Source organism: Hwanghaeella grinnelliae (assembly GCF_004005845.1).
GTDB lineage: Bacteria > Pseudomonadota > Alphaproteobacteria > UBA8366 > Aestuariispiraceae > Hwanghaeella > Hwanghaeella grinnelliae.
Map to the genome: position 1 here is coordinate 1024531 of NZ_SADE01000001.1, position 25521 is coordinate 1050051.

General features: G+C 60.4%; 26 protein-coding genes. 11 read left to right on the forward strand and 15 right to left on the reverse strand.

The annotated features are described in order from the left end of the window. Nucleotides 1–26 precede the first annotated feature (26 nt). From EOI86_RS04610 to EOI86_RS04620, 3 genes are all read left to right on the forward strand, one after another. Complete coding sequence (locus tag EOI86_RS04610; RefSeq protein WP_127763940.1) at nucleotides 27–1475, forward strand: MFS transporter; 1449 nt, start codon at nucleotides 27–29, stop codon at nucleotides 1473–1475. Nucleotides 1476–1501: 26 nt separating this feature from the next. Next, nucleotides 1502–2170 carry a helix-turn-helix transcriptional regulator gene (locus EOI86_RS04615; protein WP_205032057.1) on the forward strand — a complete coding sequence of 223 codons (669 nt, stop codon included), beginning with the start codon at nucleotides 1502–1504 and terminating at the stop codon, nucleotides 2168–2170. A 163-nt stretch (nucleotides 2171–2333) separates the two neighbouring features. After that, nucleotides 2334–3020, forward strand: coding sequence for a hypothetical protein (locus tag EOI86_RS04620; RefSeq protein ID WP_127763941.1), 687 nt, complete (start codon nucleotides 2334–2336; stop codon nucleotides 3018–3020). Between the two features lie 225 nt (nucleotides 3021–3245). Here the strand turns inward: EOI86_RS04620 and EOI86_RS04625 are convergent, their stop codons facing one another. Then, nucleotides 3246–3431: a hypothetical protein gene (locus EOI86_RS04625; protein ID WP_127763942.1), complete on the reverse strand. Its 186-nt coding sequence runs from the start codon at nucleotides 3429–3431 to the stop codon at nucleotides 3246–3248. Nucleotides 3432–3758: 327 nt separating this feature from the next. On the opposite strand from EOI86_RS04625, the gene EOI86_RS04630 reads away from it, so the two are divergent. From EOI86_RS04630 to EOI86_RS04645, 4 genes are all read left to right on the forward strand, one after another. Continuing rightward, nucleotides 3759–4553 (forward strand): thymidylate synthase, encoded by a 795-nt coding sequence (locus EOI86_RS04630; RefSeq protein ID WP_127763943.1) that lies wholly within the window; start codon nucleotides 3759–3761, stop codon nucleotides 4551–4553. Between the two features lie 32 nt (nucleotides 4554–4585). Next, nucleotides 4586–5089: a dihydrofolate reductase gene (locus tag EOI86_RS04635; protein ID WP_205032058.1), complete on the forward strand. Its 504-nt coding sequence runs from the start codon at nucleotides 4586–4588 to the stop codon at nucleotides 5087–5089. A 151-nt stretch (nucleotides 5090–5240) separates the two neighbouring features. Next, nucleotides 5241–6203, forward strand: coding sequence for a thioredoxin-disulfide reductase (gene trxB, locus EOI86_RS04640; RefSeq protein ID WP_127763945.1), 963 nt, complete (start codon nucleotides 5241–5243; stop codon nucleotides 6201–6203). 142 nt (nucleotides 6204–6345) lie between these two features. After that, nucleotides 6346–6885, forward strand: coding sequence for a bactofilin family protein (locus EOI86_RS04645; protein ID WP_127763946.1), 540 nt, complete (start codon nucleotides 6346–6348; stop codon nucleotides 6883–6885). A gap of 41 nt (nucleotides 6886–6926) precedes the next feature. Here the strand turns inward: EOI86_RS04645 and EOI86_RS04650 are convergent, their stop codons facing one another. From EOI86_RS04650 to EOI86_RS04660, 3 genes are all read right to left on the reverse strand, one after another. After that, nucleotides 6927–7490 (reverse strand): HPF/RaiA family ribosome-associated protein, encoded by a 564-nt coding sequence (locus tag EOI86_RS04650; RefSeq protein ID WP_127763947.1) that lies wholly within the window; start codon nucleotides 7488–7490, stop codon nucleotides 6927–6929. A gap of 212 nt (nucleotides 7491–7702) precedes the next feature. Next, the gene (locus EOI86_RS04655; protein ID WP_127763948.1) at nucleotides 7703–8218 is read right to left on the reverse strand and encodes a hypothetical protein; all 516 of its coding nucleotides are present in this window, start codon (nucleotides 8216–8218) and stop codon (nucleotides 7703–7705) included. Then, a complete protein-coding gene (locus tag EOI86_RS04660) occupies nucleotides 8215–8973 on the reverse strand; it encodes a PP2C family serine/threonine-protein phosphatase (protein WP_127763949.1) in 759 nt (252 codons plus the stop codon). Before EOI86_RS04660 ends, EOI86_RS04655 begins: the two co-directional genes overlap by 4 nt. A 384-nt stretch (nucleotides 8974–9357) precedes the next feature. Here EOI86_RS04660 and EOI86_RS04665 point away from each other — a divergent pair, with 384 nt between their 5' ends. After that, nucleotides 9358–10080, forward strand: a complete 723-nt coding sequence (locus EOI86_RS04665) for a ribonuclease activity regulator RraA (RefSeq protein WP_127763950.1) — start codon at nucleotides 9358–9360, stop codon at nucleotides 10078–10080. Nucleotides 10081–10099: 19 nt separating this feature from the next. Here EOI86_RS04665 and EOI86_RS04670 read toward each other — a convergent pair whose 3' ends face one another. Continuing rightward, nucleotides 10100–11470, reverse strand: a complete 1371-nt coding sequence (locus tag EOI86_RS04670; RefSeq protein ID WP_127763951.1) for a formimidoylglutamate deiminase — start codon at nucleotides 11468–11470, stop codon at nucleotides 10100–10102. A gap of 167 nt (nucleotides 11471–11637) precedes the next feature. Between EOI86_RS04670 and hutI the strand changes: the two genes are divergently transcribed. Then, nucleotides 11638–12825, forward strand: a complete 1188-nt coding sequence (gene hutI, locus EOI86_RS04675) for an imidazolonepropionase (RefSeq protein WP_240035618.1) — start codon at nucleotides 11638–11640, stop codon at nucleotides 12823–12825. Beyond that, complete coding sequence (locus EOI86_RS04680; protein ID WP_161973700.1) at nucleotides 12800–13576, forward strand: formylglycine-generating enzyme family protein; 777 nt, start codon at nucleotides 12800–12802, stop codon at nucleotides 13574–13576. The genes hutI and EOI86_RS04680 overlap by 26 nt, the downstream gene beginning before the upstream one ends. Here the strand turns inward: EOI86_RS04680 and EOI86_RS04685 are convergent. The 10 genes from EOI86_RS04685 to EOI86_RS04730 form a co-directional block, all read right to left on the reverse strand. Beyond that, nucleotides 13573–14955: a hypothetical protein gene (locus EOI86_RS04685; protein WP_127763954.1), complete on the reverse strand. Its 1383-nt coding sequence runs from the start codon at nucleotides 14953–14955 to the stop codon at nucleotides 13573–13575. The genes EOI86_RS04680 and EOI86_RS04685 overlap by 4 nt on opposite strands. Before the next feature lie 243 nt (nucleotides 14956–15198). Further along, nucleotides 15199–15525, reverse strand: coding sequence for a rhodanese-like domain-containing protein (locus EOI86_RS04690; RefSeq protein WP_161973701.1), 327 nt, complete (start codon nucleotides 15523–15525; stop codon nucleotides 15199–15201). Nucleotides 15526–15576: 51 nt separating this feature from the next. After that, entirely contained in the window at nucleotides 15577–16803 is a 1227-nt protein-coding gene (locus tag EOI86_RS04695; protein WP_127765124.1) for an O-succinylhomoserine sulfhydrylase, read from the reverse strand. A 5-nt stretch (nucleotides 16804–16808) separates the two neighbouring features. Next, entirely contained in the window at nucleotides 16809–17330 is a 522-nt protein-coding gene (locus EOI86_RS04700) for a DUF934 domain-containing protein (RefSeq protein WP_127763956.1), read from the reverse strand. A gap of 27 nt (nucleotides 17331–17357) precedes the next feature. Continuing rightward, nucleotides 17358–17579, reverse strand: a complete 222-nt coding sequence (locus EOI86_RS04705) for a hypothetical protein (protein ID WP_127763957.1) — start codon at nucleotides 17577–17579, stop codon at nucleotides 17358–17360. A 2-nt stretch (nucleotides 17580–17581) separates the two neighbouring features. Next, nucleotides 17582–19240 carry a nitrite/sulfite reductase gene (locus tag EOI86_RS04710; RefSeq protein ID WP_127763958.1) on the reverse strand — a complete coding sequence of 553 codons (1659 nt, stop codon included), beginning with the start codon at nucleotides 19238–19240 and terminating at the stop codon, nucleotides 17582–17584. Between the two features lie 38 nt (nucleotides 19241–19278). Next, complete coding sequence (locus tag EOI86_RS24520) at nucleotides 19279–19596, reverse strand: DUF2849 domain-containing protein (RefSeq protein WP_161973702.1); 318 nt, start codon at nucleotides 19594–19596, stop codon at nucleotides 19279–19281. 32 nt (nucleotides 19597–19628) lie between these two features. Beyond that, on the reverse strand, nucleotides 19629–21053 hold the full coding sequence (cysG, locus tag EOI86_RS04720) for a siroheme synthase CysG (RefSeq protein WP_127763960.1): 1425 nt from the start codon (nucleotides 21051–21053) through the stop codon (nucleotides 19629–19631). Between the two features lie 278 nt (nucleotides 21054–21331). Next, nucleotides 21332–22123, reverse strand: a complete 792-nt coding sequence (hutG, locus tag EOI86_RS04725) for an N-formylglutamate deformylase (protein ID WP_127763961.1) — start codon at nucleotides 22121–22123, stop codon at nucleotides 21332–21334. 88 nt (nucleotides 22124–22211) lie between these two features. Further along, the gene (locus EOI86_RS04730) at nucleotides 22212–23429 is read right to left on the reverse strand and encodes a winged helix-turn-helix domain-containing protein (protein WP_127763962.1); all 1218 of its coding nucleotides are present in this window, start codon (nucleotides 23427–23429) and stop codon (nucleotides 22212–22214) included. 159 nt (nucleotides 23430–23588) lie between these two features. Between EOI86_RS04730 and EOI86_RS04735 the strand changes: the two genes are divergently transcribed. Continuing rightward, on the forward strand, nucleotides 23589–25427 hold the full coding sequence (locus tag EOI86_RS04735; RefSeq protein WP_127763963.1) for an ABC-F family ATP-binding cassette domain-containing protein: 1839 nt from the start codon (nucleotides 23589–23591) through the stop codon (nucleotides 25425–25427). Nucleotides 25428–25521 lie beyond the last annotated feature (94 nt).

Sequence of the window (25521 nt, forward strand, 5' to 3'; positions counted from 1 at the left end):
GATAACATGCTGGTGAGTGAACAACGGTGACCGACAGCGCGACGGCACAATTGACGGGCGAGTCCAACTGGACCGACCTGTGGCATGCCGGTGTGTTGCAGCGCTTCATCGTGCTCGGTTTCGGCGTCTGGCTGCACGCCTCGAACGCCAGTTTGATCTCGACACTCGTTCCCGCCGCGGTGCTGGATATCGGCGGTCTGGAATTTCTCAGTTGGGCCTCCGTCCTCTATCAGGTCGGTTCGATTGTTGCGGGGGCGGCCGCCGGCCTGATCGCCGTCCGTTACGGCTTGCGCAGCGCGATGATGTTCTCCGCCGGCGCCTTCGGTATCGGCTGCGCGATTTGCGCGCTGGCGCCGGACATGACGGTGTTGCTGGCGGGCCGCCTGATCAAGGGGGCCGGAGGCGGGGCCCTCGTCGCGCTGACCCATGTCGCGATCGTCGAGTTGTTTCCGGCCAAAATCATGCCCCGGCTCATCGCGCTCGTCTCGGCGATCTGGGGCGCGTCCGCTTTTTGCGGCCCGGCGGTGGGCGGCGGCTTTGCCGAATTCGGTCTTTGGCGCGCCGGTTTCTGGGCCTATGCCGCCCAAGCCCTGGTCTATACCCTGGCCGTCGGTTGGATGCTGAAGGGCAAGGCCGAGGCCATGGCCTCCCATGGCGAGGGATTTCCAAAGGTTCGGCTTGTTCTGCTTTCCGCCGCGATCATGGCGATCGCGTCAGCCGGGGTGATTGGATTCACCTGGCAGTCGGGCGCCTTGACCGTCATTGGGCTGGGCCTGTTGGCGGCATTCTTCCGGCGCGACGCTCAGGCCGGGGGCAGCCGCCTTTACCCAAGGTCCGCCTATGATCCTCGCAGTGCTACCTTCTGGGGGCTTTCGATGATCGGTTTGTGCTTCCTGGGCACGGTCACTTTCATGATTTACGGCCCCTTGTTGACCCAGCTTCTACACGGGGCGCGGCCGATCACCGGCGGGGTTCTGGTCGCCGTAGAATCCGTCGGCTGGACGGTTGCGGCAATGACGTTTTCGGGTGCTTCGGCGATCTGGCATCCCAGACTGATCCGCCTTGCGGCGGCCCTTATGGTCCTCGGCGTCGTGGGATTGGCGGTCGTCATGCCGCAAGGTCCGGTTTGGGCACTGACACCCTTCCTCGTCTGCGTCGGCGGGGCCTTCGGCATGTGTTTCGGTTATGTCACCCAACGGATCGTCGCCGGGGCGGAGGGAGACGACCGGGCGCGGGCCTCGTCTGCCATTCCGACGACGCAGATGATCGGCTATGCGCTGGGCGCGTCGACAGTGGGATTTATCGCAAACGGTTTGGGTTTCTCGGAAACCGCGACCCGCGCTGAATTGGAAGCCGTCGGGTTTTGGTTGTTCGCGGCTTTTCTGCCGGTCGTGATCCTCGGTGCGGTTGCCGCCTTGCGCATAGCGGGCCCCATCGGTGAGGACGCGGTGGCGCGCACGGCGGAAGACGGCTGAGGGAACGGTTGAGGGAACGGTTGAGGATGGCAAAGACAGCAAGGCAGGCTATGGCGAAACAACCGGCAAAACCGGCTACCAGGCAGGCGATCCTGGACATGCTGAAACTGGACGGGCCGAGCGAGGCGGCGGACCTTTCGGCCAAGCAAGGCATCTCGACAATGGCCGTGCGCCAGCATCTTTATGCGCTGCAGGAGGAAGGTTTCGTCCGGTACACGGAAAGCCCGCGCCCGGTGGGGCGGCCGGCGAAGATCTGGGCCCTGACCGAGTCCGCGGACCGGTTTTTCCCCGACGCCCATGCGGAATTGACCGCCGGGTTGCTGGGCGCGATGCGCGCGACCTTTGGCGAGGAAGGCCTGCAGAAACTGATCGCCGAACGCACGTCGCAGCAAATCCGTTCCTATGCGGACCTTGTCGACCGTGAAGACAGCGTGAAGGGGAAACTGAAAGTACTCGCCGGCATACGGGACGCGGAAGGCTATATGGCCTCGGTCGAGGAGACGGAGGACGGCGCTTTCCTGCTGGTCGAAAACCACTGCCCGATTTGCGTCGCGGCGCAGGCTTGTTCCCGGCTGTGCGACGGGGAACTAACCGTTTTCCGCGCTGTCCTCGGCCCACATGTGGCGGTTGAGCGCGCCGATCATCTGCTGGCCGGCGCGAGGCGCTGCGCTTACCGCGTCACGCCGCGGAAATAATTCAAGCCGGACAAGTCCGGAAATCGGGCGTGAATGTCGGTGATGAAGGTGACGGCGGGGGAACAGTTTTTTTCTTATGCCCCAGGTTGTATCGATCATCTGAATCCACGCAATCTTGCGGTGTTTTAGTATGTCGCCTCGGTATGTTTCGGAGAATGCTTCCATGACCAGATTGATGTCTGCGGCTTTTGTCGCTTTGGCCGTTCTTGCTTCGGTGACGGGCGCCAAAGCGCAGTCCGACAACAGTGTTGTCAACGAAATGGCGCGGAACACGGCGGCCTGCGCCAACTGGGCCGAAATCGACTGCATGAATGTGTGCAATACCGCCTATCGGTCGTTCTCCGATAAGGTTGCGGGCGACCCGGCGGCCATTGCGGATTGCCGGGCTTCCTACGGACCGGCGAAAACCCGCGGCGAGGCCAAACTAAAGGCAGAGGCGGATGAGCGAGCCGTTCGGAATGAGGTCCAGCAACTTATAATGCAGTGCGGCGGCGAGAACCGGGGCGCTTGCATGAACGCTTGTCGCAAGGCGTCGAAGAGGCCTGGGGATAGCGCACTGGTGGAAAGCTGCCGGGCCGCACAGCCGGCGCCGGGCACGCCGCCAAAGCCGGAAGATACAATGAGTTTTGCCCAACGCGCGGCGGCGCGGGAGGGAAAGGCAGCCTATTGCGAGGCGAAGAAAAACGGTGGCGGTTTGGCGCGCGGCGATCGGCGACAATTAGAGCACTGCATTTCAACCTGCCGGGACCCCCGCGTCTTTGATGACCGGTTTCCGCAATCCCAGAGGGACACCTTCCTCGCCACTTGCGAACAGTTTTATGACATATTGCGTGCGCATTTCAAAGACTAGGGTCATGCGTTGCCTATTGGGATGTGGTTTTCGTGACTTGCATGTGGCGGTCGACCGCACCGCGATAAAGGGATTTACCGAGCCACGGCTTTTTCGGCGCAACGTCCCGGCTCATTTTTATGAGTCGCTTTCATCGTGATCGACAATCCGGACCTCAACGGTATCCATGTTTGCTCCATGATGCCCGTAGATCGACTTCACGAAGTCGACCGATAGCTCCAGGGCCTATTCGCGATCCACACCTGCAATTTTCTTTTCGCCTTTGAGAAGGGACGGAATGGAAACCGGGCAACACCAGACATCCTTCATGTCGCCGTGAATGACGGCCTGCCCGATTTCAGCAAAGAACGCGCCGGCAGGCTCACCAGCGGTAACCACCAAATGGGGCTTCCAAGGTTCTGCTATGGTCATGCCCCTATCTCCCATGGCGCAATGCCCCAACCAGAGTGTCTTTCTGAAGTGATTTCCAGGAAACCGATTTAAGCGACAGCGATCAAGCAAAAAGAACATAAAAAGAACAAATGCTGAGGGCTGTCGCTCCAGATATCGCTTCTGATACTGTTTTTCCTGTCCGACAGTGACGCGCAGCAGTCGAATACCGTGCTTGGGCTGAGGTGCGGTTCCGTCGAATCGTATAATTTCCGATTTGGTATCCGGGCCGGGTTGCGCCGTCGTTTTCGGTAGCGCTTATTGGCCTTCTCAAACATCGGATTTCAGCAACCTCAGGCGGGCGCATAAGTGCGGCAATATCTAGATCTTCTGCGCCGGGTGCGCGAAACCGGCGCGCAAAAGGGCGACCGGACCGGAACCGGAACCGTCAGTGTGTTCGGGCATCAGATGCGGTTCGATCTGGCCGACGGTTTCCCGATGCTGACGACCAAGAAGCTGCACCTGCGGTCGATCATCCACGAACTTTTGTGGTTCCTGCAGGGCGACACGAATATCAAGTACTTGAAGGAAAACGGCGTTTCGATTTGGGACGACTGGGCCGACGAGAACGGCGATCTGGGGCCGGTCTATGGCCATCAATGGCGGTCCTGGCCGGCGAAGGACGGGGGCACGATCGACCAGATTTCCAACCTGGTCGAGCAGATCAAGAAGAACCCGAATTCGCGCCGGTTGATCGTGACGGCCTGGAACCCGGCCGATGTGGATGCCATGGCCCTGCCACCCTGCCACTGCCTGTTCCAATTCTATGTCGCCGACGGCCGGCTTTCCTGCCAGCTCTATCAGCGCAGCGCGGATATTTTCCTGGGCGTGCCGTTCAACATCGCCTCTTACGCCTTGCTGACCATGATGGTGGCGCAGGTAACCGGCCTGCAGCCGGGCGAGTTCATCCATACGCTGGGCGACGCCCATCTCTATTCGAACCATCTGGAGCAGGCCGACCAGCAGATGTCGCGGGAGCCGCGCGCCCTGCCGATCATGGTGCTGAACCCGGACGTGGACGATTTGTTCTCCTTCACCTTCGACGATTTTCAATTGCGGGACTATGACCCGTTGCCGCATATCTCCGCGCCCGTGGCGGTCTGACCCAACACGTCTTTGTCTGAAGGAAGATGCCTGTGTCGAAACTGGTGATCGTCGTGGCTATGGCCGAAAACCGCGTCATCGGGCGGGATGGCGACTTGCCCTGGCACCTGCCCGAAGACCTGAAACGGTTCAAGGCGGTCACCATGGGCAAACCCCTGGTGATGGGCCGCAAGACTTGGGAATCCCTGCCGCGAAAGCCATTGCCCGGCCGCCCCAATCTGGTCGTCACGCACCAGCCCGGCTTCCAAGCCGATGGGGCGCTGGTTTTCGATGACCTGGACGCGGCCCTGGCGGAAGCCGACCGGCTTGCCGGTGAGCTTGGCGTGGACGAGGTTTGCCTGATCGGCGGCGGCAGTCTGTACCGGCAGGCTTTCGACAAGGTCGACCGGATCGACCTTACCGAAGTGCGCCTGAACCCTGACGGGGATACGGTCTTTCCGGCGTTGGACCCGGCGGACTGGCGCGAACTGTCGCGAACGCCCGCGACGGCGGCGGACGGAACCGAATTCGATCATGTCATCCTGGAGCGGCACTAAAAATCAGCCATAGCGGCGCATCACGGGGATTTTCAGTGCCGTTTGGATTGCACTCACCGGTCCGGTGACTAAGTTTGGCACTTAACTAAGATGATGAGGCCCCGGTCCTGGCAAAACTTTGCGGGCCGGATGCGTTTTGAGAGAGGGCAGTATGGCAGAGCGGCATTGTAAAACCTTGATTATCGGATCCGGGCCGGCGGGATATACCGCCGCGGTCTATGCCGCGCGGGCCAATCTGGAGCCGGTGGTCATTGCCGGTCTGCAGCCCGGCGGTCAGCTGACGATCACGACGGATGTCGAGAACTATCCCGGTTTCGCCGATCCGATCCAGGGCCCTTGGCTGATGGAAGAAATGCGCAAGCAGGCGGAAAATGTCGGTACGGAAATCATTTATGACATTGTGACCGATGTGGATTTCAGCGCCACGCCCCTTCGCGCGGTGACCGATGGCGGCTCTGTCTATACCGCTGACGCGGTGATCATCACCACGGGCGCCCAGGCGCGCTGGCTGGGGTTGGACTCGGAACAGAAATTCCAGGGATACGGCGTTTCGGCCTGTGCCACCTGCGACGGCTTCTTCTTCCGCGGCAAAGAGGTCATCGTGGTCGGCGGCGGCAATACCGCGGTCGAGGAAGCGCTTTACCTGATCAACCATGCCAGCAAAGTGACCCTGGTTCATCGCCGCGACGCGCTGCGGTCCGAAAAGATCCTGCAGGACCGTCTGATGGAAAACGAGAAGATCGAAGTGGTCTGGAACGCTGCAATTGACGAGATTGTCGGCGACGATGAACCGCTTGGTGTCACCGGCGTGAAACTGCGCGACACCCAGACGGGCGAGATCACGGAACGTCAGGTGCACGGCGTTTTTGTCGCCATCGGGCACGATCCCGCGACCAAGGTGTTCAAGGGCAAGGTCGAGATGGATGGTGAAGGCTATATCCTGACCAAGACGGGGACGACGCATACAAACGTTCCAGGTGTTTTCGCTGCGGGCGATGTTGTGGACAAGCATTATCGTCAGGCTGTGACGGCGGCCGGTATGGGGTGCATGGCCGCGCTGGACGCCGAGAAGTATTTGGGGGAATTGTCCGTCACACAACGCGCGGCGGAGTAGGGGGCTGAGGCTAGAGTAAGATGTACCCCGGTTCCGGCATTCTGTACGCCGGTTTAATCTTACAGTTTCAGTAAATGTTGGGTGATTCCTGTCGCAAAGGCGTATCCAGTGCGATAATGTCATCCCAACGAGGGGGTTCCTGATGGGTCTTTTTAGCGATAACGCGCCGAAAACGGCGCCCCGATCAACGGCCATGCCGACGGTTATTGCGGCGGGTACGGTTATTACCGGCGATCTGTCGGGCGGGGCGGATGTCCAGCTTGACGGCATTCTGCATGGCAATGTCGATTGCGCGCAATTGACCATCGGGGCCACCGGGCAATTGCATGGCGAAGCGGTTGTCGAGAATCTCGTGGTATTTGGCGAAGTTCACGGCGAGATCAGGGCACGGAAAGTGCGCCTGGGCGATACGGCGAAGGTCTATGGCGATGTCGACCACGAGATCCTCGAAGTCGAGGCGGGCGCCGAGGTTGAAGGCCGTTACAGCCGCGCTGGTGTAGAAAAGACAGCCGGGGACGGCGTGAAAGCGCATATTCCGATCGGCCTGAAATCGGGCGCCATGCAGCGGGAAGCGCCGCCTGCCGCCCCGTCCCGCAAGTCCAACGGCGCCGGTGACGGCGCCATTTCAACCGCTAAAACGCCGGCGGGCGATGGCACCGACAAGGGCGCCACCACCCACTAATTCCTTATCTTTCGGCCTAAGGCCGCTATTCGGGCATCGCTTTAATGCAGATGATGCTTGCCGATAAGGTGTACGGAAGTCGCCTGCGGGCCTTTCGCGCTTTCATTGTCGATGGCCGTATAGCGCACCTCGGTCCCGACGGCCACATCGTCGAATTTGCCGTCCACCACGCTGTTGGCGTGGAAATAGATTTCCAGCCCCTCTGAATCCCGAATGAAACCGTGATCGGGGAAAACCGATTTCACGACGCCATGCGGCGGGGTCTCGTGGTGTTTCACATCCAGGTTCTTTTTATCGACAAAGGTGTGAAGCCGGCTTTCCAGGGCATTGAAGGAGTCCCGCAAGGCGACGAAGAAATCTGCATGGGAATCCTTGTCGGCATGGCTTTTGTCGATGGTGATTTCGCCGCCCGGCATCACCGCGTCCAGTCGGACCTGGTAGAGCTTTCCTTTATGTTTGCTGTGTTGGATCTGTTCGGAAACGACGCGCAGGGACTGAAGCCTTGGAAACAGGCGCTCCAGCTTCTCGATGCGTTCGCCGATGCGTTCTTCCGCCAGGATGGGTTCAGGGAAATCGCGATAGGTGATTTCGAGATTAATGGCCATGTGAGGTGCCTCTCGGTCTGATTTTGACGATACAAACTCACGCCGTCGATCCGATGGCTGCCGTCCTGTTCCGGCGATGACTTTTGTCAATGTGCCGACGGAACGGAAACCGGTTCGGCAGGTGAGACATTACATGTGGGGGGCAAAGCGTATCACCGCCATAGCGGACGCCCGGACTTTGCAATACTGCTTGGCGATTGTGTCGGGGCGGATTAGCCGCGGCGGCGGAATCCCGCGAAAGCGGGCAATTTGGGTATGACAACACGCCGCAGGCCTTGGGTCCGTTCTACACCGAAGCTGCGTGTCCGTGCCGGCGGGTGTTGAATGCTGATGGAGGTATCGTCGGGATCGGCCGCCTCGAGCCGGATATTGCCGGGCACATCCGGAATCGCGAAGCGGATCCGCATCGGTTCGTGCAGAACCATGGGCGCGATATCCGCCAGGGAAACGCCGGTGACGCAACAGACCACGGATAGGGCCGGCACACGCGTGCCATGATCGGCGGACAAGTCGAGTGCCGCTTGGCTTTCTCCGCGTTCGGACGGAACGACGCGATAAAACAGGTTTGGCGCATCGTCGGATGGTGCCGGGCGCTGCGGCGTCCGGAAGACAATCGGGGGCGGGGGGGCGAGAAGCGGGCCGACACGGCGGATGGATCGCGGGGTCGCACGGTCCTTGTTCGGGGCGCCGGGGCCACCCCGTTTCGACTTGCCAATGGGTTGGGTCATCCGGCGCGGTTCTCCCAACCGGGTTCGCTGCGCCAACCGCAGAGCATCAATGTCATATCGTCATCGACGCGTTCGGCCAGCCGGTCCGAGCGCAGGAATTCCCGAATGCCCATATGGATTTCATCATCGCTTTCGGCCGTGCTGAGATAACGGTTCAGCGGGCGCAGGAAGGGGGAATGCGGGCGGCCGTCCTCGGCGCTGATGGAAAGTGTCTGCAAGCCGTTCGTCCCGGCGGCGATGAAGGAAACGGGGCCTTCGTCGACGGCGATCGCGACGGCGTCTTCCGCGTCCTCATCCGTCACGAAACGGGGGGCGCCGGTGTCGTTTCCGCCAACGCTGTGATACGGGCGCGCGGGCGAGGCCGCGATCAGAAAACCTTCACCCAGTTGCAATGCCGCTATCTTATCCGGCGTCAACGCGAAGGCGATCAGTGTCGTCGCCAGGTCGGACAAATCGCAGTTCCGTTCAGCGGCTTCATGGGTCAATACAAGCCGGACCCGTTTCAGGATACGGCGCAGGTCCGTTTCATCCGGAAGGGTTCCGGTACGGGTAATCTCGTCCAAACTTTCGGCGGCGGTTTTCGCGGCCACTTGCGCGCCGATATGGGACAGACGCCCCCGCGCAGTACCTTCGGCGATCGACCCGACGACGCTATCCCAAGTTGGTTTGGCGACCGTGCCGAAGTCATGGCAAGGCATCTGGTGCGCCTTGTGACGCGTTCCCTGCCGGTAATCGACGGCTGCCAGCCAAGCCACGGAAATTCCCCTAGTGAATTTGTGTTACGCGAATTCATGATGTGCGATTCGAGATTCGACGGGGTCTAGTCTAAGGGGATGTTAAGTAAAACACCAAGTCAAAACTAGAGTTACTTGGTAATATTAATTTTTTACTGTGACATTTTCACAGCAACCATTTGCCTTTCCTTATGGAAAGGACATTTGTTGCTCCCAATCAAAGATATGGTGCCGCAATGCCGGTTTTCCGCCGGTGACGTTCGGGCAGGGGACCGGTACTGTTCAGATAGAACAACACAGTCGGCCCGCCTTATGTATGAAACGTCGGGGGCCTGAAAATGGACTGGAAAAAGCACTGGAAAATACACCGGCTAAATCAGGCCGGGTAAATCAGGGGGATTAACGATGACCGCATCCGTATCGGCCGAAAGCCTCGCCTTGTTGAAGCATGTTTCGACGGCGACCATCACCATGCAATTGCTGAAGCGTGGCATCCGCGCCTGTGCGATGTTTGGGCCGAAGCCGTTTTCCGGGCCGGATGAACGTTTGGTCGGCCAAGCCTACACGCTACGTTTGGTGCCGATGAGAGAGGATATCGCCACGCCCGCATATCTTGGATCGGATCTGAACGCCCAGCGCAAAGCGATTGAGGAATGCCCGGAAGGCCAAGTTCTTGTCATCTCCGGCGGCGGGGAACTGCGCGCCGGGGTGCTTGGGGATATTCTGGTCGCGCGCTTGAAGGCGCGCGGTGTCGCCGGCGTCGTCAGCGATGCCTCGATGCGGGACAAAGCGGGCATTCTGCCGGTCAATTTCCCGATCTTCTGCCCGGGCGCTGTGGCGCCGGCCAATATTGGAGCGCTGACCCCGGCCGACGTGCAATGCCGTGTCGGCTGCGGCGGTGCGCTGGTGGATCCGGGCGATGTCGTGGTTGCCGATGGCGACGGGGCGGTCGTCATCCCCCTGGAACTTGCCGATGAGGTCGCCCGCGACGGGACCGAACAGGAACGCCTCGAGCGTTTCGTGCAGCGGGAGGTTTCCAAGGGCAGGCCAACCCAGGGCCTATACCCGCCGAATGACGACGCGCGGGCGGAATACGAGCAATGGCTGAAGGATGGGGAGCCGGACTGATCCGATCCCCAATCTCCGTTTAGGCAAGCAGACGCGTTAGGGTAAGGCGGAAATCGTCCGCCGCCTTTTCTTCCAAGGCGTGGCGGCCGTCCTTGACGGTCCATTTGCCGCCGACCATCACGTCGCGGACAAAACCGTGCCCGCCGGAAAATACGACGGTGTCGGTGACCGCGTCGCCCGTGCGGCCAGTCAGGTCCGTATGGGTGCCGTTCAGGACGACAAGGTCAGCTCGCTGGCCCACTTCGATGCCCGCGATTGAGCGGCCACAGGCCTTGGCCCCGCCGGCGACCGCCGCTCGCCACAGGCTCCCGCCCGTGGAAGGGTCCAATTCGCTCGCCGCGATATTGCGGGCGCGCAACGTCAAACGTTGTCCGTATTCAAGCAGGCGCAGTTCTTCCGCCGGGTCGCGGCAGACATGGCTGTCCGAACCGATGCCGAATGCGCCCTTTGCGTCCCGGTAGGGAACCAGGGGGAACAACCCGTCGCCCAGACTGGCCTCGGTCGTCGGGCATAGGCCCGCGATCGCGCCGCTTTCGGCGATGCGTGTCGTTTCCGCGTCCGTCAGATGGGTTGCGTGGACAAGGCACCAGGTGTCGTCCAGGTCCTGCGTGTCGGCCAATAGGTCGACCGGACGCTTGCCGCACCACGCCAGGCAATCCTCGACCTCCTTCACCTGTTCGGCGATATGAATGTGCAGCGGCGCGGCCGGATCAATCCGGCGCAGGCCTTGGGCAAGATCGGCGATCATGTCCGGGTCGGCGGCGCGCAGGGAATGCGGTGCGGCCCCCACGGCGATGTCCGGACTGCCATCCGCAGCCGACCGGATGGCCGCCGCGATTTCCAGAATACGCTCAGGGTCGGTGCGGAAACGCGCCTGCGCCTCGCCCAAGGGTTGGTTGCCGAATCCGCCATGGGCGTAAAGAACCGGCAGATGGGTCAGGCCGATACCGGCATCCTGCGCGGCGGCGAGAATTTGAAGGCTGGTTTCAGCCGGATTGTCATAAGATTCACCGCCGGCCTGATTATGCAAATAGTGAAACTCCGCCACAGCCGTATAGCCTTGTTTCAGGCATTCGATATAGAGCTGCAGGGCGATGGTGCGGATGTCGTCCGGCGTCAGCCGCCCGACGAAGCGATACATCAGATCGCGCCAGGACCAGAACGAGTCGGTGGGCGAGCCCCAGCGTTCGGTCAAGCCGGCCATCGCGCGCTGGAAAGCATGGGAATGCAGGTTCGGCATGCCGGGCAGCACCGGGCCCAGTGCTTTTTCCGCACCGTTCGGCGGATGGTCTGCATTTTCAATGGCCGTGATCCAGCCGTCTTCGATGCGAATGACGCTATTGGACCGCCAACCGGTGGGGGTCATCAGGCTCGGTGTGAAGAGTTCCATATGCCTCGTCTTCTCGGCTGTGCTTCGTTAGGATCGGCCAGCATTTTGTCAAAGGCAATGTCTGACGGGAAACGCGCGGCGGCAAGCACCTGTTTCCCTGTTGCGTGCCTATCTGGGAGGTCTACTGCGTGTGGGATGAAATTTGGATCAACGTGAACCTGGCTACGATGGTGCCGGGCGGCGAGCGTTACGGTGCGATCAAGGATGGGGCGATTGCGGTTGAGCACGGCGACATCGCCTGGGTCGGCACCGCGGCGGAGCTACCCGGCGAGCCCGGCAAACTTGCCTGGAGCGTGGCGGATGGCGACGGTAGATGGGTCACCCCCGGGCTTGTCGATTGCCACACCCATATCGTCCATGGCGGCAGCCGCGGGGCCGAGTTCGAGTTGCGGCTGGAAGGGGCGAGCTATGAGGAAATCGCGCGCGCCGGCGGCGGCATCCTCTCCACGGTGAAGGCAACCCGGGCGGCGACGGAACAGGAGCTTTTCGATACCGCCAAACAGCGGGTGCGCCGCTTGCTGGCGGAAGGCGTGACGGTCATGGAGGTCAAATCCGGTTACGGCCTGGACCTCGACACCGAAGTGAAGATGCTGCGGGTCGCCCGGCGGCTGGCGCTGGAATTGCCGGTGACGGTGCGCACCACCTTCCTGGGGGCGCATGCCCTGCCGCCGGAATACACGGATCGGGCGGATGATTATATCGATCTTGTCTGCGGTGAGGTTCTGCCTGCTGTCGCAGAGGAGGGATTGGCGGATGCGGTCGATGCCTTCTGTGAGGGGATCGGGTTCACGCCGGAGCAGACGGCGCGGGTTTTTGAAACGGCGCGCGGCCTGGGCCTGCCGGTGAAGCTTCATGCCGATCAACTCTCGGACCTGGATGGCGCGGCGCTGGCGGCGTCCTTCGATGCCCTCTCCGCCGACCATTTGGAATATACCAGCGATGCCGGGATTGCCGCGATGGCATCCGCCGGCACGGTCGCGGTCCTGTTGCCCGGCGCGTTCTATTTCCTGCGGGAGAAAACCCTGCCGCCGGTGGACGGGTTTCGCCGCCATGGCGTGCCGATCGCCTTGGCGACGGATAACAATCCCGGGTCTAGCCCGGCCGTTTCCCTGTTGCTGATGCTGAACATGGCCTGCACCCTGTTCCGGATGACGCCGGAGGAAGCCTTGGCCGGCATCACCCGTAACGGCGCGGCGGCGCTTGGCCTGTCCAAGAAATACGGGACATTGGAGGTCGGCAAAACCGGTGACTTCGTCTTTTGGGATGTGGAAAGCCCGGCGGATCTTAGCTATCGGATCGGCGACAACCCGTGCAAGGAAGTGGTGCGGCATGGCAAGACTGTTTGGTCGGATTAGCGGCCTTCTGATCGCGATTTTACTCTTTGCCGCCGGGTTCGGATTCACGGCGTGGGCGGATGAACCGTTCAAGGATTGCGGGTTGTGCCCCGAAATGGTGCCGATCCACCCGGAACCCTTTCTGATGGGATACGACCATGGCAAGGCCGCCGAACGCCCGGCGCGAATGGTGACCCTGGCGCGGCCCTTCGCCATCGCGCGAACCGAAACGACCTATGCGCAATGGAACATGTGCGTTGCCGATGGGGGCTGCACGCCGCCACGCCATACCAGGGGCTGGGATCAACCCGACCGGCCTGTCATCTATGTGGACTATCATCAGGTCCAAGCCTTCATCGACTGGTTGAGCGCGCAGACGGGGCGGGCTTATCGCCTGCCGACCGAAGAGGAATGGGAATTCGCCGCCCATGGCGGGGCCAACGGCCCCGCGCGAAAAAGGGTGGACGGCATGGGCCGCGCCAATTGCAACAAATGCACCCCCGACTGGCATCACCAGACCTTCCCCGTCGCCAGCCTGAAGCCGAACGGTTACGGCCTTTACGACATGCTGGGGAATGTCATGGAATGGACCTCCAGCTGCTGGGTGGAGGATTATCAGTCCGACCGGGAAGCCGATTGCACCCGCCGCACCCGCCGCGGCGGGTCATGGTATTTCGACCGTTACGTCTCCACGGCAACCTATCGGTACGGCGGGCTGATGGACCGCGTTTCCTATGATGTGGGATTCCGGGTCGCGACCGACTACCCTTAAGCGGCGGCCAAATGGCGTCCGTCCATCTGGGTCAACGCTTCGGTCAGGACATCCGTCATCGGGTCGATGTCCGACTGAAAGCGTGTGTCTTTAAGCCAATTGGCAATCTTCCCGGACCCGTCAATGTGGGCGAGGAGGCGTTCGAGCGGTTCCATTTCAGGCGCGAACCGGGCGCGGCTCAAGTTGATGACAAGGTCAAGCGCTAGCCGGATGATCATTTCCAAGTTCTCGATGGTCAACCGGTCACCGGCGCAGTGGCGGCTCAAAAGATCGATGCATTCGCCCGGCAGTCGTTGAAGTTCGCTCGCCAGGACGCTGCGGACGGACAGCATCTCGCTACGGGACCGGCAAGACCCGATGCAGGATCCGTTCGCCGCATGGACCGGCAAGCGTTTGGTGCAGTCCGGCATATGCAATGCGGCCAACATCACCAAGTCGCCTTCCAGCGGCATGCTGCGATTGCAAACCCGTTCCAGCATCCGGCGCAGATAGGGGTCACCGTCTTCATGGTTTGTGGCGCTGGCAACGTCCTTCAACGATTCCACAAGGCCCGGGCGCGAAAGGCGGGTAAACAGTTCGATCAAGCCCAAGTCGATCTGTCGGGGCAGGTGTACGCCAAAAATCTTCGCTTCCGTCCGCATGGCGCGGACGATGTCGATCGCGGCTTTTTCGGCGTTGTTCTCTCCTTCCACCCGGAAAACGTCGACTTCACAATAGCGCTGGCAGACCTTGCGCCAGGCTGCATCGACCTCAGCAGCGTTCTTTCGGAAGCGTGGGATGAACTTTTCCGCGATGCTGTCGAAGGCTTTGCTTGATCCTTCCGCCTCTGCGTTCGGAAAGGGGATGCTGCCGTAGATTACGGCCGCCATATACTTGTCACGCATGGTGCGCTGAATGATGGTCCGCACCGCATGTTGTATCATCATATCGGCGGCGTCGGTCAGCAGATAGTTCGGGCGCACAGGCAAGGGGGTGAAGGTCTTCCGAACGCCAGTTTCCGTTACGGTGTCGGTCGGATAGAATTCCCGAAGCAGCTGCAGCTTGTCGACCATGCGTTGCGTCAGCCGGTCGATCAGATAGGCTTCCTGCTGCGCGAAATCATAGTCGTCGCCTTTCTCTTCCAAGGCCGCCAACGGTTCCAATACTTGGACTATGTCATGGGCGAGTTGCCGCCGTGTCGTACCGCGCGCCGTGGAGGATGTGCCGAGGAATTCAATCAACGAGAGCAGGTCGCGGCGAATGTTGTGCCGGCCGGCTTGCGAACGCACTTTTTCCCAAATTGCTTTTTGAATGCGCGAAACGGCTGAAGTCTCTTCCTTTTTGGAAGGGCACGCCTTCAAGACAGCCAGTTCCTGCTGGATCGCTTTGGTCCATTTCATCTGAAATCTCACTACCACTTCTTAAATTAGTTCGGTCGGGTTGGGCTTTCCTGAACGTGGAAAGCAAGCCCGCTGTGTTGGGAAGCGGTGTGTATCAAGTGCGGTGTCAAACATGCGTCAAAGCGAGGCGAAAATGCTGCAGACTATGTCAACGGCTGTTGACAAAACTATGTTATCCGAAAAATTTTTCGCTTAAACGGACAAGGGTATGTTTATTAGAGAATTGGGATCGACGTCTTGAAGTCAGCTCTCGGTGGGATGTCCCTGCGCCTTCCAGTCCAGGATACCGCCTTCCATGTGGAAGACTTCCTTATAGTCGTTCAATTCGAAAAACCGGAAATAGTCATAGGTGCGGCGGCCGCTGCGGCAATGGAATATGCCGATCTTATCGGGGGAGCCTTGCGGACGGCGCTGGCCGAAATTGGACAGGGGGTAAAGATCCGCGCCAGGAATGCGCTCGACCTGCCATTCGTTTTCTTCGCGCACGTCGATCAGTTCCGCCTCACCCGATTCGATAAGTTTGGCGCACTCATCCGCGGTCAAACCACGAACACCGCTGGAATCACTCACTTGGCCGTCTCCCAATCAATCATTACCCGTCACCCTTAACGCGCGATCACGTCAATTCAGGGCGTCGTTCAGATCCTTGGCCAAATCGTCATAATGCTCAAGCCCAACCGACAGGCGGATCATGCCTTCGGAAATGCCGACGCGGGCGCGTTCCTCTGGCGTCAGGCGCGAATGGGTGGTCGAGGCCGGATGGGTCACCAGACTTTTGGCGTCGCCGAGGTTGTTGGAAATACGGATCAGCCGAAGCTTGTTCAGGACCCGGAAGGCAGCTGCCCGTCCGCCGTCGATCTCGAAGGTGACGACCGTGCCGCCCTGGCGCATCTGCGTGACGGCCAGGTTGTGTTGCGGGTGCGACTTCAGGAACGGGTAGGAGACGGTCCGCACGCGGGTATCGGCTTCCAGCCACCCGGCCAGCGCCAACGCCGACTGGCATTGCCGGTCGACCCGCAGGTTCAGCGTTTCCAAGCCTTTCAGCAGCACCCAGGCATTGAAGGGGCTCATGCTGGGGCCGGTATGGCGGATGAAAGGCATCAGGTCTTCGGTGCAGTATTTTTTCGTGCCCAGGATCGCACCGCCCAGGCAGCGCCCCTGACCGTCGATATGCTTGGTCGCTGAATAGACGACGACATCCGCGCCAAGGTCGATCGGTTTCTGTAGCAGCGGTGTCGCGAACACGTTGTCGATAACCAGTTTTGCGCCGGCGGATTTTGCCAAGGCCGCTACGAATTCAAGGTCGATCAATTCCAGGCCCGGATTGGTCGGGGTTTCAAGGAATACGACATCGGTGGATTTTGAAAGCGCCTCGCGCCATTGATCCGGGTCGGTTCCGTCGACGAATTCCGTCTCAACACCGTAGCGCGGCAGGATATCGTTGCAGATGAAGAAACAGGATCCGAACAGCGCGCGGCTCGCCACCAGTCGGTCGCCCGCCTTCAGCAAGGAAATCAAGGCCGTGAAAACGGCGGACATCCCGCTTGCTGTCGCGAAACATTGTTCCGCGCCTTCAATCTGCGCCAGGCGTTCCTGGAACATGTCGACGGTGGGATTGCCATAGCGGCTATAGATATAGCGATCGAGATCGCCCTTGAAGGCGGCTTCCGCCTCTTCCGCCTTCCCATAGACATAGCCGGAGGTCAGGTAGACCGCTTCCGCGGTTTCCTCAAACCCGCTGCGCCGGATGCCGCCATGCACGCCGACCGTATCGGGATGCCATTGCGCGGCTTTCGTTTCCGGCAGCGCCGGGTCGCCTGTTTGCGATGTCGTATCGATGTCCTTCATGGTCATTACGACGCCAAACGTTCGGAGCCGGCCGCACCGCGGCGGCGCAGGTTGATGATGGTCGTCCGTCCATCGCGCGCCGGCTGGTAGAACAGGTCGATCCCGGCCAGCCTGCCTTCCCGCAAGCGGCGGATCGTGGGCTCATTGGTTACGTGAAAGGCGTCGATGCCGCAGCGCTGCATGAAGTGAATTTGATCCAGCAGCACGTCGCCGGTGGCGCGGATTTCGCCCTTGAAGCCATGCCGTTCGCGCAGGGCGCGCGCGGTCGAGAAAGCCCGGCCGTCTGCGAAGTTTGGGAAGTGGACCTGCACAAGCGCCAGATGCGGCAAGTCTTCGACAATTTCGTCCGCGAGTTCACCGGCGGCCAGCGCGACCCCGGCCTGGGCCGGACGACTGATCAACTCATGACGAACCTCACGCCATCGGGATAGCGGCACGATGACATGGGATGCATCGGGCAGGGCGGCGCCGTCTTCGGCCGGGACCCATTCGTCGGCGATCTCTTTTCCATATTTGAACAAAGGCATCGATTGATCCTCCAACAATAGGGTGCGCTAAAACGCGCCGTGAATGTCGCCCGGCGCGACGGCGGGCAGGGCGGGTGTCACGCCGATCGCAAACGCGTGGTTTGCATCCGGGTGCTTGCCGTCCGGCAGGGTGACGGTGTCCACCGGTTTCCGAAGTCCGATACCGACGCCCCATTTGGCTTCGGTCCGGTTCGCGGCGTGGTACTTGTGGGACGCGTTCCAATCGATAAGCGGTTTCCAGAAACTCATGATCATGCCCTCCCGTATAGCCGTTCCTTGAACGGCGTTTCGCCGACGCGGCGGTATGCATCGATGAAGCTTTCATCCGGCGATGTGCGGATATCGATATAGGTGTCGACCACATTCTCCACGGCGTCGGTTATCTCGTCGCTGGAGAAACCCTGGCCGATGATCTTGCCGATTGAGGTGTTTTCATCGGCACTGCCGCCGAGCGTGATTTGGTAGAACTCCTCGTTCTTCCGATCGACGCCCAGAATCCCGATATGGCCGACATGATGGTGCCCGCATGCATTGATGCAGCCGGAAATCTTCAGCTTCAACGGACCGATTTCCTTTTGACGGTCTGGATCGGCGAAGCGCTTGCTGATGTTCTGAGCCACCGGGATCGACCGCGCATTCGCAAGGGCGCAATAGTCCAGACCGGGGCAGGCGATGATGTCGGTCACGAAACCGACATTCGATGTCGCCAGGTCCACGTCGCGCAATCCGTTCCAAACCGCGAACAGATCGTCGAGCGCGACATGCGGAAGAACAAGGTTCTGTTCGTGGGAAACACGAACCTCATCATAGCTGTAACGTTCGGTCAGATCCGCGACCGCGTCCATCTGTTCCGCGCTTGCATCGCCGGGCGCCTCGCCGATCCCTTTCAGTGAGATCGTGACGATGCCGTAGCCGGCCTGCTTGTGCGGGGCGACGTTGCGATCGACCCAATCGGCAAAGTCGGGGTTGGCGTCCTTGTCCGCCTGCAATTTGGCGGATGTAATCGGACGGGTTTCGAAACGCGGCGGTTCGAAATAGGCCGCGATCCGATCCACTTCCTCCTGCGGCAGGGTGAAGACCGTATCCTTGATCTCTTCCCACTCCGCTTCGATTGCGTCGGTCAATTCCTGGGTGCCGGTTTCGTGCACGAGGATCTTGATCCGTGCCTTGTACTTGTTGTCGCGCCGGCCGAATTGGTTGTAGACGCGCAGGATCGCTTCCAGATAGCTCAGCAGGTGTTCCTTGGGCAGGAAATCGCGGACCTTCTTCGCGATCATCGGCGTGCGGCCCTGGCCACCGCCGACATAGACGGCAAAGCCGGTTTCGCCCGCATAATTGCGAACCAGCGCCAAGCCGATGTCATGGACCTGGATGGCCGCGCGGTCCTCTTTCGTGCCGATGACGGCGATTTTGAACTTGCGCGGCAGGAAGGCGAATTCCGGGTGCAGGGTCGACCATTGCCGGATGATTTCGCACCAAACCCGCGGGTCCTCGATTTCGTCTGCCGCGGCGCCTGCGAAATGATCCGCGGTGGTGTTTCGAATGCAATTCCCACTGGTTTGGATCGCATGCATTTCGACTTCGGCCAGTTCTTCCAGAATGGCGGGCGTGTCGACCAGGGTCGGCCAGTTGTACTGGATGTTCTGGCGGGTGGTGAAATGGCCATAGCCCTTGTCGTATTTGCGCGCGATATGCGCCAGTTTGCGCATTTGCTTGGACGACAAGGTGCCGTAGGGGACGGCCACGCGCAGCATGTAGGCATGCAGTTGCAGGTACAGGCCGTTCTGCAGGCGCAGAGGTTTGAATTCATCTTCGGTCAAGTCGCCGGACAGGCGCCGTTCCACTTGGTCCTTGAATTGCGCGACGCGCTGGCGAACAAAGTCATGGTCGAATTCATCGTAACGATACATCGGTCAAATCCTCGAAAGAATGCGTCTGTCTTATTGGCTTACGCGTAGATTTCGGCTTGTTTGCCAAGGTCGCGGCGGACCGTCGGCCCGCGTGAGCGGATCGCTTCCTTGTTCTTGACCGCGGTCAATTTTCCGTCCCGGTGTTCAACCTCGGCGATTTCCCAATGGGTGATCAGTTGTCCCGCCAAGCCCGCATTGGCCTTTGCTTCCAATGGCTGCCGTTCGTCGGGGCTGTTTGCGACGGCGGCTTCCTCGACCTTTTCGGTCCACCCCCCGACAGGGTTGAGGTAGACGACGGCACCATCGGTCAGCCGGTTGCCCGTAATCGCTTCGGCGTAAATCTGCTTTTTGGCCATGACTGTCTTCTCCACAATGCGGGGCGGCGTCGTCACGCGACGGCCCGGTCCTTTGTCGCTGTTTGCGCGAAGGTCTCCGCGCCGGTCAGGTCTGCTTCGGCCACCACGTCGCCGATCACGATCAAGGCGGGACCGGTTAGATCCGAAATAGCTGCAATGCCCGGCAAGTCGCATAACGGTCCGGTCAAAATTCGTTGATTGGATAAAGTCGCGTTCTCAATGACGGCCACCGGTGTATCCGGGCGTCGGCCAAGCTTGATCAAAGCGGTGGTGATTTCCGCCGCCTTCGTCTTGCCCATGTAGATCACGGCGGTTTGGTTCGGGTCGGCCAGGGCGGCGAAGTCGGGCTCGTCCTTGCCGGCCGCGGGATGGGCTGTTGCGAAGCTGACCACATTCGCCAGGTCGCGTTGGGTCAACGGCAGGCGCAGCGCAGCCGCCGCGCCGGTCGCCGCAGTGATGCCCGGGATGACATCGACATCGATTTCGGCGTTGCGCAGGGCGGCGACTTCTTCCCCACCGCGTCCGAAGACGAATGGGTCGCCACCTTTAAGCCGTACGACAGATGAACCGCGACGGGCTTCGTCGATGAGGATTCCGTTTATGCGGTCCTGGCTGTAGCTATGGCGACCCTTCGCCTTCCCGACAAAGAGCCGGAAAGCATCGCGACGCGCGAGGTCCAGGATCTCGGGCCCGACCAGGGCATCATAGACAATGATATCGGCTTGCTGAAGCGCCCGCAGCGCGCGGAGCGTGAGCAGATCGGCCGCACCGGGGCCGGCGCCGACCAAGGTGACGCGACCCTTCGGCTTTTCGTCCCGGGCCAGGGCGCCGAGAAGTTCATCCGCCGCCTGCCGTCCGGCATCGGGCCGGTTTTCAAGCACGCCTTCCGCGCCGTATCCATCCAGGAAGAGTTCCCAGAACGCTCGCCTTTTCCGTCCGTCGTTCAGCCGTTCGGCCACCGTGCTGCGCAGCGAGGCCGCGAATTCAGCGAGTTTGCCTAGATTTGGGGAAAGAGATGCTTCTATCCGTTCACGGATCCGTCGCGCCAGGACAGGGGAGGTGCCGGCGCTTGAAATGGCGACAAGGATGGGCGAACGATCGACGATCGACGGAACGATGAAACTCGACAGGTCCGGCCGGTCGACGACGTTCACTTTTACGCCATGGGCCTGGGCGATAGCGGCGCAATATGAATCGACGTCATTGTCGCCTGTCGCTGCGATCACGATGGCCGCCCCAGCGATGTCGTCTTCACCGACGGGCCGGCGCGACAAAATTATCCGGTCTTCCTCGGCAAATGCCTGGATTTCTTCGCCCGCCGTGGGGGCGACGACATGAACGCGGGCGCGCGCGGCGACAAGCAGGCGGACCTTGCGGGCAGCATTTTCGCCGCCGCCTACGACCAGCGCCGTGCCGGAGTCGGTGTCCCAGAAAATCGGAAAATAGGATTGAGTCATGCGCACCTCCGTCGAGCCAAAACACGGGCCCACGGAGGTAACTCCGTGGCGCTTTAGCAGTGGTAACGCGGATGCAAGCTGCCCATCAAATCCCGCGGGTCCGTAACTGTGGTGGACCAATCCGGCATAAAAAAACCTGTCACAGCTACAAGCTGGACAGGGTCCTCCGCTTTAGCTGCATTTATAAAGCGCCCGCAAGTTGGCTTTAACTCGGCGCTGTGAGAGGAGAAATAACGCCTCTCCCATTACGTGTCAATGTTACACGCTGCACAAATCCGTTACCCGGACGGTTTCCACGCCAACATGGTTTCCAAAAGAAGCTGCAGGGTGGGTCTAATTCTGTCCGCTTTTTCGGGTCTGAAATTGTATGGCGGGGTCTCGTCCATATAGGTCGCCTGTGACAACTCCAACTGAACGGCGTGGATATCCAGGTCCGGGTTTCCATAGTTCCGCGTAATGAAACCACCCTTGAAGCGGCCGTTCAAAACGTGGGTGAATTCGGTGACATCTTCCGCGACGGCCAATATCCGTTTCGTCAGCTTCGTGTCGCAGCTGCGCCCTTCATTGGTCCCGAAATTCATATCCGGAAGACCGCCGTCGAACAGCCGTGGGACACGCGATCTGATGGAATGGGCGTCCCATAAAAGCGCGTAGCCGTATTGCCGTTTCAAATGCTCCAATTCATCCAGAAGCTTCGTGTGATAGGGGTGCCAATACAGATCGACGCGGATATCGATCTCGCGGGCGTCGGGTTCTTCGCCCTTTTGGTAAAGCGGTTCGCCGTCGAAGGTCGTGGTGGGTGCAAGCCCCGTCGTTGCTTGTCCCGGATACAGCGATGCACCGTCTGGCGGGCGGTTCAGATCGACGACATAGCGCGACTGTGTGGCGGCCAGAACGGATGCGCCCATCGCGTGCAAAAAATCATACAGTTCAGGGACATGCCAATCCGTATCCCCCAACTCCCGCGCTTTGTCCGTCATGCGTGCCGCGATGGGCTCGGGTATGCCGAGACCGGCATGGGGAATGCTGACGAGCAGCGGCGTCGTCCCTTCCCGAAACTCGTATGTCATGTGTCCCCGCCCTTTGAACCTTCTTATCTCGGCCATGCTAACCTTGCCGGGACACACTGGCTACCGCGTGCGGGGCTTTCAATCGATTTCAGGGCGGATCGCGGCGATATCCTTTTTCCCAGACGATTTGGCCGACATCCGTAAAGCGCCTTATACGATCCAGTTCCGCTTCCAACGCGGTTTGCCGGCCCTTGCCCGTCTTGACCCCGGGTTCCAGCCACAAGCCGGTGACGGTCAGGGCATCCGCCGATTTATCGGCCTTCATGTCGATCCGCCCGATCAGCCGATCGCCTTCCAACAAGGGAAATACGTAATAGCCGTATTGGCGCTTCGGGGCGGGTACGAAGATCTCGATCCGATAGTCATAGTCGAACAGTCGCTTCAACCGCACCCTGTCGCGGATCACGGGATCGAAAGGGCTCAGCACGCGGACACGGCTGGGCGCGTCGGGTGTATTCGCCAGCAGGGTTTCGATATCCGGGCGCGCAACGGCCTTTCGTGGTTTCGATCCGTCCTGTGCGTGGACCAAGACCGGCACCGCATCTTCAGGGCCGGCTTGGTCGCACCAAGCCTTTGCCTCAGCCACGGTGATAAGATCGAAGAAACGGGATATCTCCCCGGGCGTGCCGGTGCCAAGGCGCTGAAGCGCCGCGCGGCAAGCCCAATCCACGAAGGCGTCGTGGTCATGACGTTCCGAAAAATGCGGGTCGGGGATGACGTGTTCGGACAGGTCGTAGACCTTCTGAAATCCTTCCCGGCGGGCGACGGAGAGATGTCCTGTGCGCCAGAGAAACTCCAGCGCGATCTTGCTGTCGTGCCAGTTCCACCAACCGGCGGACTTCTTGGGTTCGTCAGCCTCGAAATGCCGGGACATCAAGGGACCTTCATCCCGGATCCGTCCGACGACACCGTCGACGACCGCGCGAAAATCCTTTTCGTGCCACCGGGTGAACCTGACCGCCAGGCTTTCCGCTTCGCGCTCGAATTTGTGCCGCCAATAGGGGAAGAATTTCGTCGGTATCAGGCTGGCATCGTGAGTCCAGTTTTCAAACAGGCGGGCGTCTTTTTCATGCAGATGTGCAAGATGTTTGGGCCGGTAGGTTTGGTTGCGCGAAAACAGGATCATGTGATGGGCGCGCGCGACTGTATTGACGCTGTCCAGTTGCACATAACCCATGCGTTCGATCAGGTCGTACAACCCGTCGACGCCGATCCGCCGCCCCGGCGCATCGGACAGGCCCTGCAAGGCCAGCACAAGGGATCTGGCCTGTTTGGCGGAAATCTCCAAAAGGGTCGGTTCGATCATGATTGAATGCAACTTTAGTTCTTGTTTCGTTCCCATCAATGGACCGTGACTCAGGGTTTGATTCAAGTGTTTTGGGTAAGCCCTTGCCCGCAATGCCATTGTTCGCGCAGGCCGCGTCTAGTAGACAGGCGCTCTTTTCCGCAGGAGCGCCGTTCGACTATGTCCCCCCCCATTCTTCATCTTCGCGACATTCACATCACCTTTGGTGGGACGCCGCTGCTCACGGGGGCTGAACTCGCGGTTGAGGAAGGCGCGCGCGTCTGCCTGGTCGGTCGCAACGGTTCCGGCAAATCGACCCTTTTGAAGGTGGCTGCCGGTTTGCTGGACCCGGATGGCGGCGAGGTGTTCCGGCAACCGGGCACGACCGTCGCTTTCCTGCCGCAGGAGCCCGACTTCACGGGCTATGCCACAGCATATGATTATGTAGCCGCCGGGTTCGTGGAAGGGCATGACCCCCATCCGGGCCGTGTGATCCTGGAAGCGCTCGGCCTGACCGGGGACGAAGACCCGGCAACCTTTTCCGGTGGGGAGGCGCGGCGCTGCGCGCTGGCCCGCGTGCTTGGGCCCGAACCGGATATCCTGCTGCTGGACGAGCCGACCAACCATTTGGATCTGTCCGCTATCGAATGGCTTGAGCAAGAGCTGCGCGGTCTGCGTTCCGCCATCGTCCTGATCAGCCACGATCGCCGTGTTCTCGATACGCTCTCGCGCGAAACCGTCTGGCTCTATCAAGGTGTCAGCCGCAAACTCGACAAGGGGTTCAAGCACTTCGAAGACTGGCGCGATACATTGGTTGAGCAAATGGAGCAGGAAAAACACAAGCTGGACCGGAAATTCCTGCGGGAGATGGAATGGCTGCGCCGCGGGGTTACGGCCCGACGCAAACGGAACCAGGGACGCTTGCGCGCGTTGAACGGTATTCGTGAAGAGAAGCGGAACCGCAAGAAAGTGCCGGGGGCGGCCCAAATGAAGGCGGCCGAGGGGCAAACCTCGGGCAAGCTGGTCGCCGAGATGAAAGGCGTGACGAAGTCGTTCGACGGCAGGGCAGTGATCCGCGACCTGGACCTTCGGGTTCAACGTGGGGATCGGGTTGGCATTGTCGGCCCAAACGGTGCGGGCAAGACAACCTTGCTGAAGACCCTGCTGGGCGACCTGCAACCCGATAGCGGCGTGGTGCGTTTGGGCGCCAACTTGCAGATCATCACGCTCGATCAAAGCAGGGAAAGTCTGAAGCCCACATGGACGCTGGCGGAAGCGATCACCCATGGCGGCGGGGAAACCGTTTCGGTCGGCGGTGAAACGAAGCATGTGATGGGCTATCTGCAGGATTTCCTGTTTTCCCCGGAACAGGTCCGAACGCCGATAAGCAGACTATCCGGCGGCGAACGCGGCAGGCTGATGCTTGCGCGCGCACTGGCCCAACCCTCGAACCTGATGATCCTCGACGAACCGACCAATGATCTGGATCTGGAAACACTCGACCTGTTGCAGGAAATGATCGGCGATTATGCCGGAACGGTCATTCTGGTCAGCCATGACCGAGATTTTTTGGACCGTACCGTCAGCAATGTGCTTTTCAGCACGGGCGATGGGGTTTGGACCGAATATGCCGGCGGTTATTCCGACATGGCCGCCCAGCGCCTCGCCGCGCGGCGCGTTGCGGCCCAGACCGAAACGGAGGGGGGCGGTCAGCCGGGGAAGTCCGACGCGAAGAAAGACAAGAATGCGCAAGGCAAACCGGTGCAAACCGGCGCCAAGCGGAAGCTGAGCTTCAATCAGCAACATGCCTTGAAGACCTTGCCGGACCGGGTCGCCAAGACACAGACGGAGGTGGCCCGGCTGCAAGACGTTCTGGCCGATCCGGGACTATATGCAAACGATCCGAAACGGTATGAGACGACGGCGACGGCCTTGGGGCAAAAGCAAGCCGAACTGGAACAGCTTGAGGAAGAATGGCTGGAACTCGAGATCCTTCGTGAAGAGATCGAAGGTAACTAAATACTAAATTTAGCATCTTTGTATCCAAACTGATTTGGACCTATCATACTCCTTCCGTCGTGTGAGGGGGAGTTTAGAGGGTTCCGCCTCGCTT

Excerpts from the sequence above, each read along its gene's own strand:
- EOI86_RS04730 (WP_127763962.1), bottom strand. The coding sequence starts at position 23,429 with ATGATCGAACCGACCCTTTTGGAGATTTCCGCCAAACAGGCCAGATCC.
- EOI86_RS04695 (WP_127765124.1), bottom strand. The coding sequence starts at position 16,803 with ATGAAGGACATCGATACGACATCGCAAACAGGCGACCCGGCGCTGCCG.
- EOI86_RS04615 (WP_205032057.1), top strand. The coding sequence starts at position 1,502 with ATGGCAAAGACAGCAAGGCAGGCTATGGCGAAACAACCGGCAAAACCG.
- EOI86_RS04700 (WP_127763956.1), bottom strand. The coding sequence starts at position 17,330 with ATGCCTTTGTTCAAATATGGAAAAGAGATCGCCGACGAATGGGTCCCG.
- EOI86_RS04670 (WP_127763951.1), bottom strand. The coding sequence starts at position 11,470 with ATGGAACTCTTCACACCGAGCCTGATGACCCCCACCGGTTGGCGGTCC.
- EOI86_RS04665 (WP_127763950.1), top strand. The coding sequence starts at position 9,358 with ATGACCGCATCCGTATCGGCCGAAAGCCTCGCCTTGTTGAAGCATGTT.
- EOI86_RS04705 (WP_127763957.1), bottom strand. The coding sequence starts at position 17,579 with ATGAGTTTCTGGAAACCGCTTATCGATTGGAACGCGTCCCACAAGTAC.
- EOI86_RS04710 (WP_127763958.1), bottom strand. The coding sequence starts at position 19,240 with ATGTATCGTTACGATGAATTCGACCATGACTTTGTTCGCCAGCGCGTC.
- EOI86_RS04645 (WP_127763946.1), top strand. The coding sequence starts at position 6,346 with ATGGGTCTTTTTAGCGATAACGCGCCGAAAACGGCGCCCCGATCAACG.
- EOI86_RS04685 (WP_127763954.1), bottom strand. The coding sequence starts at position 14,955 with ATGAAATGGACCAAAGCGATCCAGCAGGAACTGGCTGTCTTGAAGGCG.
- EOI86_RS04620 (WP_127763941.1), top strand. The coding sequence starts at position 2,334 with ATGACCAGATTGATGTCTGCGGCTTTTGTCGCTTTGGCCGTTCTTGCT.
- EOI86_RS04625 (WP_127763942.1), bottom strand. The coding sequence starts at position 3,431 with ATGACCATAGCAGAACCTTGGAAGCCCCATTTGGTGGTTACCGCTGGT.
- EOI86_RS04655 (WP_127763948.1), bottom strand. The coding sequence starts at position 8,218 with ATGACCCAACCCATTGGCAAGTCGAAACGGGGTGGCCCCGGCGCCCCG.
- trxB (WP_127763945.1), top strand. The coding sequence starts at position 5,241 with ATGGCAGAGCGGCATTGTAAAACCTTGATTATCGGATCCGGGCCGGCG.
- hutI (WP_240035618.1), top strand. The coding sequence starts at position 11,638 with ATGGTGCCGGGCGGCGAGCGTTACGGTGCGATCAAGGATGGGGCGATT.
- EOI86_RS04680 (WP_161973700.1), top strand. The coding sequence starts at position 12,800 with ATGGCAAGACTGTTTGGTCGGATTAGCGGCCTTCTGATCGCGATTTTA.
- EOI86_RS04735 (WP_127763963.1), top strand. The coding sequence starts at position 23,589 with ATGTCCCCCCCCATTCTTCATCTTCGCGACATTCACATCACCTTTGGT.
- EOI86_RS24520 (WP_161973702.1), bottom strand. The coding sequence starts at position 19,596 with ATGGCCAAAAAGCAGATTTACGCCGAAGCGATTACGGGCAACCGGCTG.
- cysG (WP_127763960.1), bottom strand. The coding sequence starts at position 21,053 with ATGACTCAATCCTATTTTCCGATTTTCTGGGACACCGACTCCGGCACG.
- hutG (WP_127763961.1), bottom strand. The coding sequence starts at position 22,123 with ATGACATACGAGTTTCGGGAAGGGACGACGCCGCTGCTCGTCAGCATT.
- EOI86_RS04650 (WP_127763947.1), bottom strand. The coding sequence starts at position 7,490 with ATGGCCATTAATCTCGAAATCACCTATCGCGATTTCCCTGAACCCATC.